Raw genomic sequence first — 16,761 nt, forward strand, 5'->3', positions numbered from 1 at the left:
TAACCAAACAAATTCAAATGAATAAATTTATTACATTAGTCTTGTTGTTCTTTTTATGCAACCCACAATCAATTATTTCTCAAGAAAAAAACACTACATCAGTATTAAATAGAGAAATGATTGATATTTCTAAACAATTTCCATCAGATATTTTTTTTAAAAAAGCTGTTCTGTTTTTTTTAGAAAAAAATTGGGATTCTACATTAGTTTATTCGCAAAAACAAATACTAACTTCTCAAACAAAACCTTTACTAGATTACTCAAAGTTTCTTCGTGTCTATAGCTTTACTCAAAAAAAAGTTTTTAAAGAAGCTGAAAAGGAGTACAGTCTCATATCTAAGAATTTCAAGCTTTATAATTTAGCGAAAACATATTTAGGGGTATTAGCTCTTGAACAAAGGCAATTTAAAAAAGCCATAACATACTTTGAAGATGTTATTGATCTCCCTGAAAGAGAGTATGAGCTTATTAAAAAAAGCTCTATAATTCATAATTTAGGTTTATGCTATTTGCACTTGAAAAAAATCCCTCAAGCTGAATTTTATCTAATTAAAAGTATTAAAATTAAAGAACAACAAAAAGATACTTTAGCTTTAATTGGAACTTATGGTAATGTTGCTAGTTTATATTATGAACAATATAAAGACGCTTTAGCAATACCTTATTTTGAAAAAGCTTATCTATTAGCAAAAAAGACTAATGATTTTGACCTAAAAAGAAAAGCTACTAAAAACATGGCTGTCGTAGAAGAAAATAGAAAGAACTACAAAAAAGCCCTAGTTTACAGAAAAGAAATGGAGCAATGGAAAGACTCCTTAAACGATCAAAATAAAATATGGGAAGTTGCCAAGCTCGAAAAAGAATTTGCTGTAAAAGAAAAACAAAAAGAGGTTAACATACTACAAGTAGAAAATAAACTAAAAGAAACCCAACGTAACTTATTTTTATATTCAGCTGCAGGTTTGTTCATTTTATTAGGTATTGGTACTTACTTTTATAGAGAAAAAGTGAAAGCAAATAAAACGATAGCGCTCCAAAAAGAAAATTTAGATGCTTTAAACAGCACTAAAGACAAATTATTTTCTATTGTGAGTCACGATTTACGTTCGTCTGTAAACGCCTTAAAAAGAAGTAATGTTACGTTGTTAGATAACTTAGCTTCAAAAAATATAGATGCAATCGGTACTTTATTACACAAAAACAGTGCTATTGTAAATGGTGCTTATAATTTATTAAATTATGCTTTACTACAAACCAAACAAAGTTATTTTAATATTACTTCTATGTCTTTGTTTTTTATTACTGAACAAGTAGCTTACAATTATAAACCTTTACTTCTCGAAAAAACTATTCATTTTGAAAATACCGTTTCTAAAAGTAGTCTTATTAATGCCGACCAAGAATCTTTAAAAATTATACTTAGAAACTTATTAGACAATGCCATAAAATTTTCTAAACAAAACGGGACGATAAAAGTATATTCTCAAAACAATTCTCCCGAATATTGTGATTTAGTGATTGAAGATACTGGTTTTGGCATGAATGAGGCAACACGTTTAAAACTTCTTGAAACTAATTTTACACTTTCTAAAAAAGAACACGAAGAAGTAATTGGTACTGGATTAGGAATACAACTGTGCAAATCGATGATTAAAAAAAATAACGGAAAATTTTCTATTAAATCTGAATTAGGAAAAGGTACAAAAATGATTGTATCTTTACCTAAAACACAAGATAATGGATAATATAAATGTATTTATTATAGAAGATACTGCTTCTGAAAGTGATGCTTTGGTTAAAGTACTTACAGCCAACAACTATAATATTACAGGTATAGCAACCAATTTTAAAGACGCTTTAAACTTGTTTTACAACATTAAAGTAGACATTGTTATTATCGATATTTTTTTAAACGGGACTCCTGATGGAATTTCTTTTGCAGAAACAATTAACGCCGTACCTAATGCTTCAAAACCATTTGTTTTTTTAACCAGTTCTACCGATCGGAAAATATTTGAACGTGCTAAACTTACACAGCCTTTTAGTTATTTAATGAAACCTTTTAATGAATTAGAAATATTATATGCTATTGAAATGGCGGTGGAAAAATTTTTTACACAAGAAAATGTATTCTTAAGTGAGGAAGAAGATACCGTTATTAGTAGTGAGTATCTATTTATAAAGAAAGGAAAATCATTAAAAAAAGTACTAATTACCGATATTGTTTACATTGATGTAGAAGAAAAGTATTGCAACATTATAACTGAAAACGAAAAGTTTGTGATTCTTATATCTTTAACTAAAATTCTTCAACTATTAGATAATTCCAATTTTCAAAGAACACATCGAAATTTTATTGTCAATACTAAACACATTAAAGAAATTGTCCCTGCCGATAATTTAATACTACTTACAGGGGGTTATAAAGCGACATTAAGTGAACGTTATAAAGATATTATAAAGAAAGTACGCACTTTAAAATAACACATAATACACTATAAACAGTGATTTATTTACAATAAAAACAAATAAAAAACTTATCCTCTTTTTTTCTGCTTTTTATGAAAAAAAATACTCCCTTTATTCCATTTTTCTTATTTCCGCTTTAATTCTGAAGTAATTTCATATCAGAAATAAAATGCTAGCAAACTTATTTTCTTAATTATTAAATAAATAAAACGTAGAAACCCAACCGTGTTTATGGTATTTACAAACGCTACGATTGCTCGTATTTAATAGCTAACCAAACAAAAGAGGTGCAGTAACCACTTAAAAAACGAGACGGAATCCGAAAAGCCTTATGAGTAGGAAAAACTAATTAAACTTTAAAAAAATGGGAAAAGGTGCATTTATAACAGTACACAACAAAAGTAATTCCTTAATTAAAATAGAAACAGGAGGTACACAATGTATGTATGGTACTGGAGATTGGTCTAATTTAATACCATCTGGTAACACATCTAAAAGACAATATATTGAAGCTAAATCTTCAGGTATACCATGTTGTTGTGAGCACAGTAGTGTTGATTACGGTATTTCTATTTTAAATACACAGACTGGAGAGTTTCAAAATGTTGGTGGTTTTAATCTTTATGAATCGGGAAACAATTGGTCTTCAACTTATGTTTCGTCTAATTCAACTGTATCAGTCACACCTGGTGAGCAATTTACAGTTACAGTAACTTTTAATGGGTAAAAATGAGTAATTAACTTTACTCCTAGTTAAATAATATGTTCATTGTTTTTAAACAATGAACATATTATTCTAAAAACTTAAACATAATTTAAAATTGTAATATCATGATTGATTTTTTGAAAAAAAAATACAACAAGGAGGTGATTTACAAACTGAAATTACCAAATTATTAGATCTTAAAATTCCTTTTCCTAAAGCATTAGTTGAAAGAGTTAAAATTGATGATGTTTTTGCTAAATTAATTTATCAAGCATCAATTGAGAAAGAATTAATTCCAAGTATACTTATGTTAGACATTTCAAAAGAAAACAATCAACATAAAAATATTAATCTTCTTAAAAACGGGGTCAATTCATATATCAAATGGGGTCTTAATGGTTTTTCTACAGCTCCAAAAGAAATAATCGACAATAGAATTTCTATCTGTAATTCTTGTCCAAACTTAACTAAACCAACCAATCAATTTGTATATAAAATTAAATTGCATAAGAATGAAAACGCCAATATTTGTTCTCTATGTGGATGTATAGTAGCTAGAAAAACTACACGAAAAGATGAATCTTGCCCAATAGGTAAATGGTAATAAAAAAGTAGTTTCTATAAAAAAATTCTTATTATAAATATTCACCTTTTAATGGATAAAAAATCCTTTCTTATTCCTTTTTTTTTATTTCTTTTTCTATTGTCATTTAATTTTACTTTATAGAAAGCTAACTAGTTAACTCTATTTTAAATGTATTTACTACTAACCTTAAAAAAATAGAAATTATGTCTAATACAATCAGTATCAAAAAATGTGACAATCAACTTATTCTTTTTGCCGTAAACGAAAATGAAAGTTATGAAATTTGTAATGTTCAAAGTGGCAACTTTCATTCAGTAGATCTTGATATCGAAATTAAAGAAGGTGCTTTTTCTGGGACCTACATACCAGAAGGAGGAACATCGAAAGATTTAAGCGGAACAACTACTGTAAAAATCCCTAAAGGAAACTATTCTTTAGTTTACGTTGGTTTAAACTGGGGTGGTCCTTACAATTTCGAATTTGAATTTAATGGTGAAACATACCAGTTGTTAAACAATCCTAAAAAAGAATTAGAAGGTGCTATTTGGAATTTAGGTAATCTACAAATAGCTTTTGATGTTAAAGTTCCTACAGCAGTATAAAAAAACATCTAAATAAATTAAAAAATAATTAGATTTATATATTATGTCAAAAAATAAAAACACATTTCAATTATCAGCTTTAAGTCAAAACGACCCAGGAGCTGCGGACGGAAATAAATTAGTTTGTGAAGTTACTGCAAATGGACCTTTACGTAAAGGATCATCTCCTGTTAATAAGCCTGTTAAACTACCTATTCCTCCTAGCGAATCCAAAAAAATTGAAACACCTACTTGGTATTTGGAAACAACAAAAGGAGAAAATGCTTCTTTTGAAATAAAAATATCTGGTCCAACAGGTTCAAAATACCCTTCAAAATCAATAAAGGTTAAACAATCTGATGTACAAGAATGGGCATCTGTTCCTTTTAATGATAGAGAAAATCAAATTTATCAAGAAGGTGAATATGGTATTTTTGGTTTTGCGCAAGAAGGTCCAGATGGTTCTATTTATACCATAACTGCGGGTGTATTAAACCCTAGGTTATATGGAAACTAAACTGTTTTTTTAACATAATTAACCTCTGTAAAATTTACAGAGGTTTTTTTTAAAGAAAATCAAAATAGATTCTAATCTAAAAGAATCTTAACTCATCATGGTTTTCCTCTCTTTTATAACATCAATTATAGATCTTATTACATTTTTAAAATACTACATTTAATTTCAAATTACTTTTATTAAGAATTTATAAAAAATACACTAATCATGTCTATATTAAACGTAAAATTTAAAAACAAAAGTACTCTACCTAACTCAAACGTGTTTATAGGATTTGTTTCAGGAAGCTCAACTAGTCTTTTTAACATAAGTTCTCTTGCTGGTGAAGATATTAAACAACTTAACACAACCAAAGGCAACGGTAACTGGTATAGCTTAGATGAATTAAATAATAGTGTACAAATACAAAATTTTAGTGGTCGTATTTATGTATCATACGGTAAAACTTGGAAGATTTTAAATAATTATTATGAACCAGCTCAAAACATTACTGACCCCAATTTTTTTCTTCGTTACGACAAAATGGAATTAACATTTAACGGAAAAGCTGATGATGTTGCAGATTTAACAAGTATTGATTATTGGAGTATCCCTATGCAATTAGAAACCTTTTTAAATGGAGCTTCTGTTCAAACAGATAATGGTCTTAAAACAAATATAACCACTAAAATGGTATATAATGAATTAAATAGTCTTACTTCCACTCCACAATCGGGATTAGAGAATGCGTTACCCGCTCTTGTTCCTGGTAATTTTACACAATCCCATAACCAACCAGGTACTGGATTTGCACGTATTATAGGGCCATCATCTTATCCATCAATTGGAGGTGTTCCTGTTACTCCCTATAACCTTTTTAAAGGTTATCTAAATTTTCTAATTCAAAAATTGGGTCCAAATACAGTTGTTGGAGAATCAATTCCAAATTTAGGAAATGGAACTATAGCTACAATTGCTGGTCATTTTAACGGTGTTGGTCCTCATGTACCTCTATCTGGTTCAAAAAGTGCTCAAACCTATAATTTAACCTCTACAATTGATAATTCAGGTGATATTACTTTAACAGGAACTGTTAGCAGTGTTTCTGGAACAACTACGATGCTCTATAAAAAAAGTGACCTTATCAACCCAAACGGTATCTACGGTGCTAATGCTCCTTTTTCTCTTAATGGAGCAGTTTCTCAAAATCCAGCAAACGATGTGTATGGATGGATAACTGGAGATTTATTAGCAGGATTAAATATTGGAGCTATAGGTTCTGAAACCATGATTGGTGAAAAAATTGTAGGAGCAATGAAAAGTAGTGATTGGTTTACAATATCTAATACTTCTTTATTTAGTAATTTACAAAGTAATTCTGCCAATTACAATCAGTACGCTGCTACTTTACAAAAACTTTCAGACGCATATAATTTTGCTTATTCAGATCGTTTTTCTCCAGTTTTAATTTCATTGAATCCAACAACGGTAAATACTTTACAAATTTCACTTCTTGACGCCAATGTTCTAGATGCTTAAAAAATAAAAACTATCATAAAATTTGAAACAAATGAAAACTACTCAAAATGTAGCTCCAGCAATTCAGGAACATTTAGAAAACATTAAAAATAAAATCGCTAAAATCAATGATTCAAATGGCCATCCAATTAAAATTCCTAATTATAATGATTTGTATGCTGCTGCTGGAAAACTAGATAAAACCGAAAATCCAACTCAATTTATGAACCTTATTCAATCTTTATTAGGAAGAGCTGGAAATGTTGGGTCTGAAACAATTTCTTACAATAAAAAAGGAGCTGAGTATTATCTTAAGTTTCCTGAAGACCATCGTATGCACGGTAGTATGGGAAATGAATGGTATTGGTTAGCTTGTCATCTAAACGTAACTGATCAAAATAATAAAAAAGGTAAAATCTCTATTTTAGATACTATGCAAAAAACACGTAGTATGGGCACAGATATACAAGCTAAGTACAATTGGACGGAAGAGCAAATATGCTTAATGGCTAATATTGCTACTGTTACTGTTAAAATGGATGAGAATGATGAAACCACTTATTATAGAAGAGACACTAACGAACAGTGGCCATTAAAAGGAGGAACATCTTCTTTTAGTTCTATTGGAGAACCTTTTTCTTTTAAAGTAGGAACAGACTCCTTAACAGGAACGAATGATGTATTGCCCTTAAGGTTAGTGGTTAATAATGAGGATAATATGCAAATTGATCTTACTTTCACTAATTCTGAAAAATTAAATATTGAATCTTCTTTTTTTAAACAAGGTACTCCTATAGATTTTGGAAATGGAGGAACTGGTATTACACCATTACCAACTCCTGGAATATATTATAGTTGGCCTCAAGTTTTAGTAACTGGCACTATTACTGTAGGTGGAAATAATTATACTGTAAACTCAGGAATAGGATGGATTGATCACCAATTAATGATGTCTTCAATTTTAGACGCTGATGGAAAACCTGATCCAAAATTATTTGAAAACACACCTACTAACTACCCATATAACGGTTGGATTTGGCAATACTATAATTTAGAAAATGGCACTTCATTTACTGGTGCAGGATTTATTCAAGGTGAAATTCCAGCCAATAATCAAGTAGAAATGGTATATGGCTATTACTTAAAACCTAACCAAAAAAAAGAATGGGATGCCACTTTTATTATGGGAGATTTAGAATTAAAAGACCCTCAAAATTTTCCTTCTATTTGTAATGATCCTCATAGTACTCCTGTTACCATACCTATTAAGAGAAATTATAAAGGTTTAAAAAATATCTTTGATCTCTCTTTATTGGAACACCCAATTTCCGGACAAGCATTACCATGGTATCATAACGGAACATTTAACAATCCTGATAATAGTTTATGTGCAGAGTTTCCAGCTGATTTTATTAGCGCAAATCCAGATCATCATCCTAATGGAGTAGGATATTTAGAAACAGTTGGTTTTGAAAAAGTAAATCAACATAGAGCCTATGCTTTAGGTATTTTAAAAGGATAATTCTAGAGTAAGACAAAGTAGTAATTCGAATATTCATACAAACACTTTATAAAATTTGACTTTTATAAGGTGTTTACTTTACTTCCAAAGAAGTAAACTTAAACGTATTCCCATCAAACAAACCTTTATCTGATAATTTTAAAGACGGAATTACCAACAATGCCATAAACGACAAAGTCATATAAGGTGCTCGCAATTTACTCCCCATTTGTTTTGCTATTTTATCTAATTCGGCATATGACTTCCCTATTTCAACAGCAGATTTATCGCTCATGATTCCTGCTACAGGAAGAGAAACTATTTTTTCTTCGGATACTGAAACTGCGCAAACCCCTCCTTTATTTTCAATTAATAAATTCACTGCTTTACAAATCATTTCATCCGAAACCCCGACTGCTATTATATTATGAGAATCATGGCCAACAGAACTTGCAATGGCACCTTCTTTTAATCCGAAATTTTTAATAAATGCTATTGATGGTTCAGCATTTTTATAACGATTTACCACCGTCATTTTTAACACATCATTTTCAATACTTGAAACTAAATTTCCATCTTTAATTAAGGAATCTACTTCAATTTCATTGGTTACTAATTCTCCGTCCAACGCTTCAATAACTCTAATTTTATCTGCAGCGGAATAAAACTCAAAATCAGACACTTTCTTTTTATCGGTATCAAAATTATTTAATACTTCAAAATCTACTGATTTCACAAATGTTTTCCTGTTTTCTGCAACCAATTCTCCGTTTATATATGTTTTCAAAACATTAAATTTCTCTAAGTCTTTAATCACAATAAAATCGGCATCATCTCCTTTTTGTAACAACCCAACATCCAACTTATAGTGTTTTACAGGATTTACACAAGCTGCTTGCAACACTTTAAAAACATCTAGTCCTTTAGCAACGGCACGTTCACACAACTGATTAATATGTCCTTCCAACAAATCATCTGGATGTTTATCATCAGAACAAAACATCATATTTTCAAAATGTTGAGGAAGTAAGTCTATTAAGGCTTCAAAATTTTTAGCTGCACTTCCTTCGCGAATAATCACTTTCATTCCTTTTTGTAGCTTCTCTAAAGCTTCTTCATAGGTAAAACATTCATGATCGGTAGAAATTCCAGCGGAAATATATTTGGTAATATCATCTCCTCTTAATCCTGGAGCGTGACCATCTATAGGCTTATTATTATTTCTTGCATATTTAATTTTAGCTAAAACCTCTTCATCATCAAACAAAATCCCTGGATAATTCATCATTTCAGCTAAATATTTGATATCTGGATTTTCCATCATCAACTCAATATCATCAGAATTTATTATAGCTCCAGCACTTTCAAAAGAAGTTGCTGGCACACAAGACGGAGCTCCGAAATTGAACTTTAACGGAACTTTCTTTCCGTTTTCAATCATAAAATCCACTCCTTTTACTCCCAACACATTTGCTATTTCGTGAGGGTCAGAAACCGTGGCAACTGTACCGTGAGTTACTGCAATTTTTGCAAATTCGGAAGGAACCAACATTGAGCTTTCAATATGAATATGTGCATCTACAAAGCCTGGAAGTATATAACTTCCTACAGAATGATTTGATTCTCGAATTTCCTTAATTTTTCCATTCTCTACTTCGACTTCTCCTTTAAAAATTCGCCTGTTTTGTATATCAACAATATTTCCTTGTATTATCATTTTGTAAATTTTTAGCTAAAATAGGTACTTCTTTCCCATAAAAAAAGCACCCAAATTGGATGCTTTTTAAAATTTTATTCTTCAATAATTGGTGGTCCACCAGCTAAAATTTCTTCGTTTGCATATTCTTCAAACTTTTTGAAATTAGATCTAAATGAATTTGCCAATTTATGTGCTGTTTTATAATACTCAACATCATTGTCCCATGCTTTTCTTTGACTTAGCATTTCAGAAGGCACTCCAGGGCATTGTCTTGGCTGCGCTAAACCAAATACAGAATGTGTATGGTAATTATCGTAACTCATTTCTCCTAAATCACCATTTAATGCTGCATTAATCATAGCACGTGTGTACTTCAATTTCATTCTATGTCCAATCCCATAAGGACCTGCTGTCCAACCAGTATTTACTAGCCAAACATTTACACCCGTTTCTTTCATTTTTTCACTAAGCATTTCTGCATAACGCGTTGGGTGTAATGGCATAAATGGCGCTCCGAAACAAGCTGAAAAACTTGGTAAAGGCTCAGTTACTCCTGCTTCTGTACCAGCTACTTTAGCTGTGTACCCTGAAATAAAATGGTATGCTGCCTGACCTGGTGTTAACTTAGATATTGGAGGCAATACTCCAAAAGCATCGGCAGTTAAGAAAAATATATTCTTAGGATTTTTTCCTATAGATGGTGTTTGAATATTTTCAATATGATAAATAGGATAACTTACACGTGTATTTTGTGTAATTGAAGTATCATCAAAATCTACATTTCCTTTCTCATCTAAAATTACGTTTTCAAGAATAGCTCCTTTTTTAATAGCTCCGTAAATTTCCGGTTCTTGTTCTTTAGATAAATTAATCACTTTAGCATAACAGCCACCTTCAAAATTAAAAACAGTGTTTTCAGCTGTCCAACCATGCTCATCATCTCCAATCAAACTTCTATTTGGATCTGTAGATAAGGTTGTTTTTCCTGTACCCGACAATCCGAAGAAAATAGCGGTATCTCCATCTTTACCAACATTAGCAGAACAGTGCATTGGTAACGTGTTTTTGTATACCGGTAAAATGAAATTTAAAGCAGAAAAAATTCCTTTTTTAATTTCTCCTGTATACCCTGTACCACCAATTAAAGCTATTTTTTTTGAAAAGTTTAAAATAGCAAAGTTGTGTTGACGTGTTCCATCTACTTTAGCATCTGCCATGAAACCTGGTGCATTAATTACAGTCCATTCTGGTGAAAAGTTTTTTAATTCTTCTTCTGTTGGACGTAAAAACATATTGTAGGCAAACATATTACTCCATGGATATTCGTTTACAACACGAATATTCAATTTATAATTTTCATCTGCACACGCATAACTATCTCTTACAAATAACTCCTTATTTGAAAGATAACCTACTACCTTGTCGTAAAGTTTATCAAATTTTTCTGAGTCAAAAGGAATATTGATGTCTCCCCACCAAACTTTATCTTTGGTAACATCATCTTTTACAATAAAACGATCCTTTGGCGAACGCCCTGTAAATTCTCCTGTGTTTACTGCAATTGCACCTAAAGTTGTTTCTTTTCCTTGTCCTTTTTCAATTGTTGCGTTATGTAACTCCTCTGAAGTTAATTGATAACGTAGCGTAGCGTTTTTGATTCCTAAGCTATCTAACGAAATCGTTTTCGTATCAAGATTTGTCATCCTTATATTTTTTAGTTGTGTTTAATGTTAGACAAAAGTAACCCTTTTTGTCTAAACTTATTAGTGATGAAAAAAATTTATGAATCTTTTACTTTTGTAGACTTATTTTGAGGAATTTATAAAATAATAGGCTCCATCCCATAATAAATAATAATCCCCCTAAAGGAGTTATGAACCAAATTGATTTTGCTGACACTCCAAATAGATTAATTAAATAGATTGATCCAGAGAAAAAAAGAATACCAGCAGTGAATAAAAGAGTTAACGTTCGCTTCATTTTTTCAGAAAAGCCATCATATAAATTAATAACTAATAAAACTAAAACATGATACATTTGATAGCGAACTGCCGTCTCAAAACTTTGCATTGCTTCTACTGATAATTGTTTTTTTAAAGCATGTGCCCCAAAAGCTCCAAGAATTATTGTTAAAGCTCCCAACAGCGAAGTGATTGTTAAATTTTTATACATTTTTTATTATATTGTTTAAAATTAAACTTTTTTAACGATATTGTCATTCCAAATTTTGAACAAAAGTACATCATAATTTTATGCGAAATATATTAATCATAGGTGCAGGACGATCAAGCTCGTCCCTAATTAAATATTTATTAGATAAATCTTCAGAAGAAAATTTACATATTACTATTGGTGATTTATCATTAGAAAATGCTGAAGAAAAAATTAATAATCATTCGAATGCATCTGCAATAGCATTAAATGTTTTTGATGAAGACCAACGTAGAGAAGCTATTAAAAATGCTGATATAGTTATATCTATGCTTCCTGCACACCTTCATATAGAAGTGGCTAGAAACTGTGTTGAATTTAATAAACACATGGTAACAGCTTCCTACATCTCTAAAGAAATGCAAGCTTTAGATGATGAAGTAAAAAAGAAAGGTCTTGTTTTTATGAACGAGATTGGTCTTGATCCTGGTATAGACCACATGAGCGCTATGCAAGTCATAGATAAAATAAACGAAAGTGGTGCTAAAATGTTGTTGTTTGAATCCTTTTGTGGTGGATTGGTTGCCCCAGAAAGTGATGACAATTTGTGGAATTATAAATTTACTTGGAATCCTAGAAATGTGGTTTTAGCAGGACAAGGTGGAGCTTCTATGTTTATTCAAGAAGGAACTTATAAGTACATTCCGTATCATAAATTATTTAGAAGAACAGAGTTTTTAACGATTAACGGTAGCGGAAAATTTGAAGCTTATGCAAATCGTGATTCTTTAAAATACAGAAGCATTTATGGTTTAGATAACATTCCTACGATGTATCGTGGTACGATTAGAAAAGTTGGTTTCTCTCGTGCATGGAACGTTTTTGTACAATTAGGCATGACAGATGATAGTTACACTATTGAAGACTCAGAAAACATGAGTTATCGTGATTTCACAAACTTATTCCTTGCGTATTCTCCTTCAGATTCTGTGGAATTAAAATTCAGATCTTATTTAAAAATCGATCAAGACGATGTGATGTGGGATAAATTTTTAGAACTTGATATTTTTAATCCGAAGAAAAAAGTAGGATTGAAAAACGCGACTCCAGCACAAATTCTTCAAAAAATATTAATGGATTCTTGGACACTCCAACCTCATGACAAAGACATGATTGTAATGCACCATATTTTTGGTTACCAAAACGAATCTAGCAAACACCAAATAGAAAGTAGTATGGTAATTAAAGGTGATGACCAAATCTATACTGCTATGGCAAAAACCGTCGGTTTACCTGTTGCAATCGCTACTTTACGCATTTTAAATGGAGATATAACCACTCCTGGTGTTCAATTACCAATTAAAAAGGAAGTATACGGACCTATTTTAAAAGAATTAGAAGAGTATGGAATTAACTTTGTTGAAAAAGAGGTGCCTTATTTAGGATATAATCCAGAAAGTGTAAAAGGCTAAAAATATTTGGTTTGATTTTTAAGTAATTTCTGATAACTTCGTTATTTCCAAAAAGTTATTATATGAAAAAAAGTGTAGCCTTAGTTTTCCTCGTATTGTTAATCATATCTTGCGATTCACAATTAAAAAGTAGTGATTTTACAAATGAAGAAAGTTTTACAGAAGGAATTGAAGGACCTGCCACAGACTATGCTGGAAATATTTATGCTGTAAATTTTAAAGAACAAGGTACCATAGCAAAAACTACACCAAATGGAGAAAGCTCTGTATTTCTAAATTTACCTAATGGAAGTATTGGGAATGGAATACGATTTGGAGAAAAAAACCAAATGTTCGTTGCTGATTATGTTAATCATAATATTCTGGAAATAGATTTACGAACTAAAAAGGTTGAAATATTTGCAAATGAACCAAAAGCAAATCAGCCAAATGATATCGCTATTTCTCCAAACAAAACGCTTTATGCTAGTGATCCAAATTGGTCAAACAACACGGGTAAGTTATGGAAAATAACAAAAGAAAAAGGGTTTGAATTATTGGAGGAAAACATGGGAACTACGAATGGAATTGAAGTAAGTAAAAATGGTAAAAAATTATACGTAAATGAATCTGTACAACGAAAAATATGGATGTATGATATACTAGAAAATGATTTACTAAACAATAAGCAAGAATTCTTTTCATTTGAAGACTTTGGATTAGATGGAATGCGATGCCATGAAAATGGAAATCTATACATATGTCGATATGGAAAAGGAACGGTTGCAATAATATCTCCAGAAGGAAAATTATTAAAAGAAATAAAACTAAAAGGCCAAAAACCAACTAACATTACGTTTAGCAATGATTACAAAAATTGCTATATAACAATTGCAGATAGAGGCTGTATTGAAATTGTAGAATTATAATCTAAAAGAAAAGTAATTAAAAGAATAAAAGAGGTCCCGTATTTAGGATACACACCAGATAGCATGAAAGTGTAAAGAAATTTAACTTGATTAACTTACTTTCGATAACTTCGCTATCGCCTGATATAAGTCATTAAAACGAACCTCATATCATTAAAGATAGCGAAACACTATTTTTATTTTACATCTTCAAATAAAAATCCTTAGTCAAATTTATATAAGCATCAGTATATTGGTGTCTTTTTGTTTCTATAGTTAGTTCTTCTTCTATAACTTCAGAAACTTTAAAAGAAAACGCTAACAAACTTCGTTTTACTTCAGAAGTTGGATTCCCTTTTACCCGACAAACACTGTTTAAATTCAAATTAAAGGTTTCAGCTAACCTAACAAAATTTTCTTCCTCTTTAAACGGAATGATCGTTGAGAAAACTCCTTCTTCTGATAAAATTTTAGAAACTCCTTTTAGTAATTCCTCAAAAGATAAAGAACTTGTAAAGCGCGCTTTATTTCTAGCTTCATCATCACTTTCAAACTCATCCGTATAAAATGGAGGATTCGAAATTATTAAATCATACACTTCTTCCTCTTCTGCCATTTCATCTGCAAATTCTTCAAAAGAAGTGTGGTAACAAAACAAACGGTCTCCCCAATCCGATTGCTCAAAATTTTCTACCGTTTGCTCATACGCACTTTCATCAACCTCAACCGCATCTATTGTCATAGCATCACAACGTTGTGCTAACATTAAAGCAATTACCCCGGTGCCAGCACCAACATCTAAAATAGTATCAGGATACTTCTCTATAGAAGACCAAGCACCCAACAACACAGCATCTGTACCAATTTTCATCGCAGTTTTATCTTGATGAACTGTAAATTCTTTAAATTGAAATGGTTTCATTTATAAAAATCTTCCGATGATTTTATCGGCATTAAAAAATAAGTAGAGTACTATAATTAATAAAACAACAAGGAATAACCCTCGTTTAGGATTTGTTTTTTTTTGATTCCCGAATCGTCTTTCGAATTTCATTCTATATATTATTTTACTTTTTTGTTGCTCTTAACATATGCCATTTACCAGGAGGCCCAGGTAAACGCTCTATAGTAAACCCAACTGCTTTCATAGTTCGTTTCACTTCTCCTTTTGCTGCATACGTAACTAAAATTCCATTTGGTTTTAAAGCAGTATACATTTTTTTAAAAATAGCTTCTGTCCATAATTCTGGTTGAATATCTGGCGCAAAAGCATCAAAATAAATCAAATCAAACTTATTTTCGTCAGTAATATCTTTAAAAAACTGATTTCTTTTTGTTAGCTGAAAATTTTTGTTAATCTGATGCTTTTCTCCCCAAGAAACAGCATGAATTTTATCGAAAACAGTATTGAATTCATTAGCTTTTAACTCAGATACATAATTCAGTTTTTCAACTTCCTCTTTCGTAACAGGATAAGCCTCTACACCAACATAATTGATTCTTTTATCGCTTTCTAATAGGGTAATAAAGCAGTTTAAACCTGTTCCGAAACCAATTTCTAGAATTGAAATATCTTCTGATAAAATCTCTTCCAATCCACTTTTTATATACACATGATATGCTTCTTGTATAGCACCATGTTTAGAGTGATATCGTTCATTCCACTCAGGCAAATAAATAGTGGTTGAACCATCTGAAGTTATAATAATTTCTCTTTTCAAGCTAATGGATTCTTAACTTTTCGATTCTAGGAATTGGACCTGTACATCTATCTTTGTGACAAGCGATACAAGCATCTACTGTTCTATTAAATTGTTCTTTTTGTTCTGCCGATGAAACTTCAAAGATTTCTTTTTGCATATCAGCAAAATGTTTTGCAAACGTTGGAAAAGTTTCATCTAAATCTGAGCTATCCGTAAGTTTTTCAGTATGAATTTTTAAATAAGCTTCGTTAAAATCGCCTATTTCTTCACCATTTATAATTTGCTGCCTTAATTCTTTATTCTTAGCAAGCATTGTTCTCATAAGCCCTGCCATTTCAGATGTTTTATACATCTCGAAATTGGCAGGAACTTCATTTATTACTTTTATCTTTTTAGTAGCTTTTTTGTTTTGACAACTTACTAATAAAATAAAAGCTATAAAAATTATGAATCGTTTATTCATTTGGCTTAGACTCTTCTTTAGCTTCTAACAAAACACCGTTTGCAAGGATAGAATACGTTATTTTAGGCTCTGTAATTTTTGCAATCTCTTCAGCAGATTTACCAGCATCTTCGGCATAGTGCTGTAATTCTTTTACAGAAATTTCAGATTTGAATGCTTTTCCGTTTAAAATCACTTCACTTCCAGCGGCATTAAAAGGCATAAAAAAAGCGTAATCCTTAAATCGCACAAAAGATTCTTTCTCTCCTTCTAAAGGCACTTTAATCCAACATCCTTTCTTTTGACAAACCTCCCCTACTTTAGTTGCAAATTTCACATCAATTGTATCTCCAACCAACATGTTTTCAAACTTTTTACTCATCTCTGCCTGAGAAATTGCATCCTCTGCAGAAATCTTATCCCCAAAAGACACAAAAGTTGAAGTTTCATTTACTGCAGTTTCCTTTTTTTCTGTTTTACAAGAAGTAAAAACCATTACAGACACAAACAAAAGACTAAGTATTTTTTTCATTTTAAACAAGTTATAGAT

At 30.8% G+C, this 16,761-nt stretch carries 17 protein-coding genes; 10 read left to right on the plus strand and 7 right to left on the minus strand.

Features of this window, described 5'->3' with window-relative positions:
• The first annotated feature begins 17 nt into the window (after positions 1-17).
• From C7447_RS00175 to C7447_RS00210, 8 genes are all read left to right on the plus strand, one after another.
• The gene (locus C7447_RS00175) at positions 18-1,745 is read left to right on the plus strand and encodes a tetratricopeptide repeat-containing sensor histidine kinase (RefSeq protein WP_246142995.1); all 1,728 of its coding nucleotides are present in this window, start codon (positions 18-20) and stop codon (positions 1,743-1,745) included.
• A complete protein-coding gene (locus tag C7447_RS00180; protein ID WP_148868165.1) occupies positions 1,738-2,484 on the plus strand; it encodes a LytR/AlgR family response regulator transcription factor in 747 nt (248 codons plus the stop codon). The genes C7447_RS00175 and C7447_RS00180 overlap by 8 nt, the downstream gene beginning before the upstream one ends.
• 349 nt (positions 2,485-2,833) lie before the next feature.
• Positions 2,834-3,196 (plus strand): hypothetical protein, encoded by a 363-nt coding sequence (locus tag C7447_RS00185; RefSeq protein ID WP_148868166.1) that lies wholly within the window; start codon positions 2,834-2,836, stop codon positions 3,194-3,196.
• Between the two features lie 286 nt (positions 3,197-3,482).
• On the plus strand, positions 3,483-3,779 hold the full coding sequence (locus tag C7447_RS00190; protein WP_211354881.1) for a hypothetical protein: 297 nt from the start codon (positions 3,483-3,485) through the stop codon (positions 3,777-3,779).
• A 185-nt stretch (positions 3,780-3,964) separates the two neighbouring features.
• Positions 3,965-4,363: a hypothetical protein gene (locus tag C7447_RS00195; RefSeq protein ID WP_148868167.1), complete on the plus strand. Its 399-nt coding sequence runs from the start codon at positions 3,965-3,967 to the stop codon at positions 4,361-4,363.
• A 43-nt stretch (positions 4,364-4,406) separates the two neighbouring features.
• Positions 4,407-4,859, plus strand: a complete 453-nt coding sequence (locus C7447_RS00200) for a hypothetical protein (protein ID WP_148868168.1) — start codon at positions 4,407-4,409, stop codon at positions 4,857-4,859.
• A 207-nt stretch (positions 4,860-5,066) separates the two neighbouring features.
• The gene (locus tag C7447_RS00205) at positions 5,067-6,377 is read left to right on the plus strand and encodes a beta-1,3-glucanase family protein (protein ID WP_148868169.1); all 1,311 of its coding nucleotides are present in this window, start codon (positions 5,067-5,069) and stop codon (positions 6,375-6,377) included.
• 31 nt (positions 6,378-6,408) lie between these two features.
• Positions 6,409-7,878: a lipocalin-like domain-containing protein gene (locus C7447_RS00210; protein ID WP_148868170.1), complete on the plus strand. Its 1,470-nt coding sequence runs from the start codon at positions 6,409-6,411 to the stop codon at positions 7,876-7,878.
• A 73-nt stretch (positions 7,879-7,951) separates the two neighbouring features.
• Here C7447_RS00210 and ade read toward each other — a convergent pair whose 3' ends face one another.
• The 3 genes from ade to C7447_RS00225 form a co-directional block, all read right to left on the minus strand.
• On the minus strand, positions 7,952-9,574 hold the full coding sequence (gene ade / locus C7447_RS00215) for an adenine deaminase (protein ID WP_148868171.1): 1,623 nt from the start codon (positions 9,572-9,574) through the stop codon (positions 7,952-7,954).
• Positions 9,575-9,648: 74 nt separating this feature from the next.
• Positions 9,649-11,259, minus strand: coding sequence for a phosphoenolpyruvate carboxykinase (ATP) (gene pckA, locus C7447_RS00220; protein WP_148868172.1), 1,611 nt, complete (start codon positions 11,257-11,259; stop codon positions 9,649-9,651).
• An 88-nt stretch (positions 11,260-11,347) separates the two neighbouring features.
• Entirely contained in the window at positions 11,348-11,728 is a 381-nt protein-coding gene (locus C7447_RS00225) for a DUF423 domain-containing protein (RefSeq protein WP_148868173.1), read from the minus strand.
• An 80-nt stretch (positions 11,729-11,808) separates the two neighbouring features.
• Here C7447_RS00225 and C7447_RS00230 point away from each other — a divergent pair, with 80 nt between their 5' ends.
• Together C7447_RS00230 and C7447_RS00235 are read left to right on the plus strand one after the other, a co-directional pair.
• Entirely contained in the window at positions 11,809-13,179 is a 1,371-nt protein-coding gene (locus C7447_RS00230; RefSeq protein ID WP_148868174.1) for a saccharopine dehydrogenase family protein, read from the plus strand.
• Between the two features lie 62 nt (positions 13,180-13,241).
• Positions 13,242-14,087 (plus strand): SMP-30/gluconolactonase/LRE family protein, encoded by an 846-nt coding sequence (locus tag C7447_RS00235; protein WP_148868175.1) that lies wholly within the window; start codon positions 13,242-13,244, stop codon positions 14,085-14,087.
• A 181-nt stretch (positions 14,088-14,268) separates the two neighbouring features.
• Here C7447_RS00235 and C7447_RS00240 read toward each other — a convergent pair whose 3' ends face one another.
• From C7447_RS00240 to C7447_RS00255, 4 genes are all read right to left on the minus strand, one after another.
• Complete coding sequence (locus C7447_RS00240) at positions 14,269-14,988, minus strand: tRNA1(Val) (adenine(37)-N6)-methyltransferase (protein ID WP_148868176.1); 720 nt, start codon at positions 14,986-14,988, stop codon at positions 14,269-14,271.
• A 145-nt stretch (positions 14,989-15,133) separates the two neighbouring features.
• Positions 15,134-15,787: a tRNA (5-methylaminomethyl-2-thiouridine)(34)-methyltransferase MnmD gene (gene mnmD, locus C7447_RS00245; RefSeq protein WP_148868177.1), complete on the minus strand. Its 654-nt coding sequence runs from the start codon at positions 15,785-15,787 to the stop codon at positions 15,134-15,136.
• Position 15,788: 1 nt separating this feature from the next.
• Complete coding sequence (locus C7447_RS00250; RefSeq protein ID WP_148868178.1) at positions 15,789-16,232, minus strand: hypothetical protein; 444 nt, start codon at positions 16,230-16,232, stop codon at positions 15,789-15,791.
• Entirely contained in the window at positions 16,225-16,743 is a 519-nt protein-coding gene (locus tag C7447_RS00255; protein ID WP_148868179.1) for a DUF4920 domain-containing protein, read from the minus strand. Before C7447_RS00255 ends, C7447_RS00250 begins: the two co-directional genes overlap by 8 nt.
• Between the last annotated feature and the right edge of the window lie 18 nt (positions 16,744-16,761).

Source organism: Tenacibaculum adriaticum, from assembly GCF_008124875.1.
GTDB classification, from domain to species: Bacteria; Bacteroidota; Bacteroidia; order Flavobacteriales; family Flavobacteriaceae; genus Polaribacter; species Polaribacter adriaticus.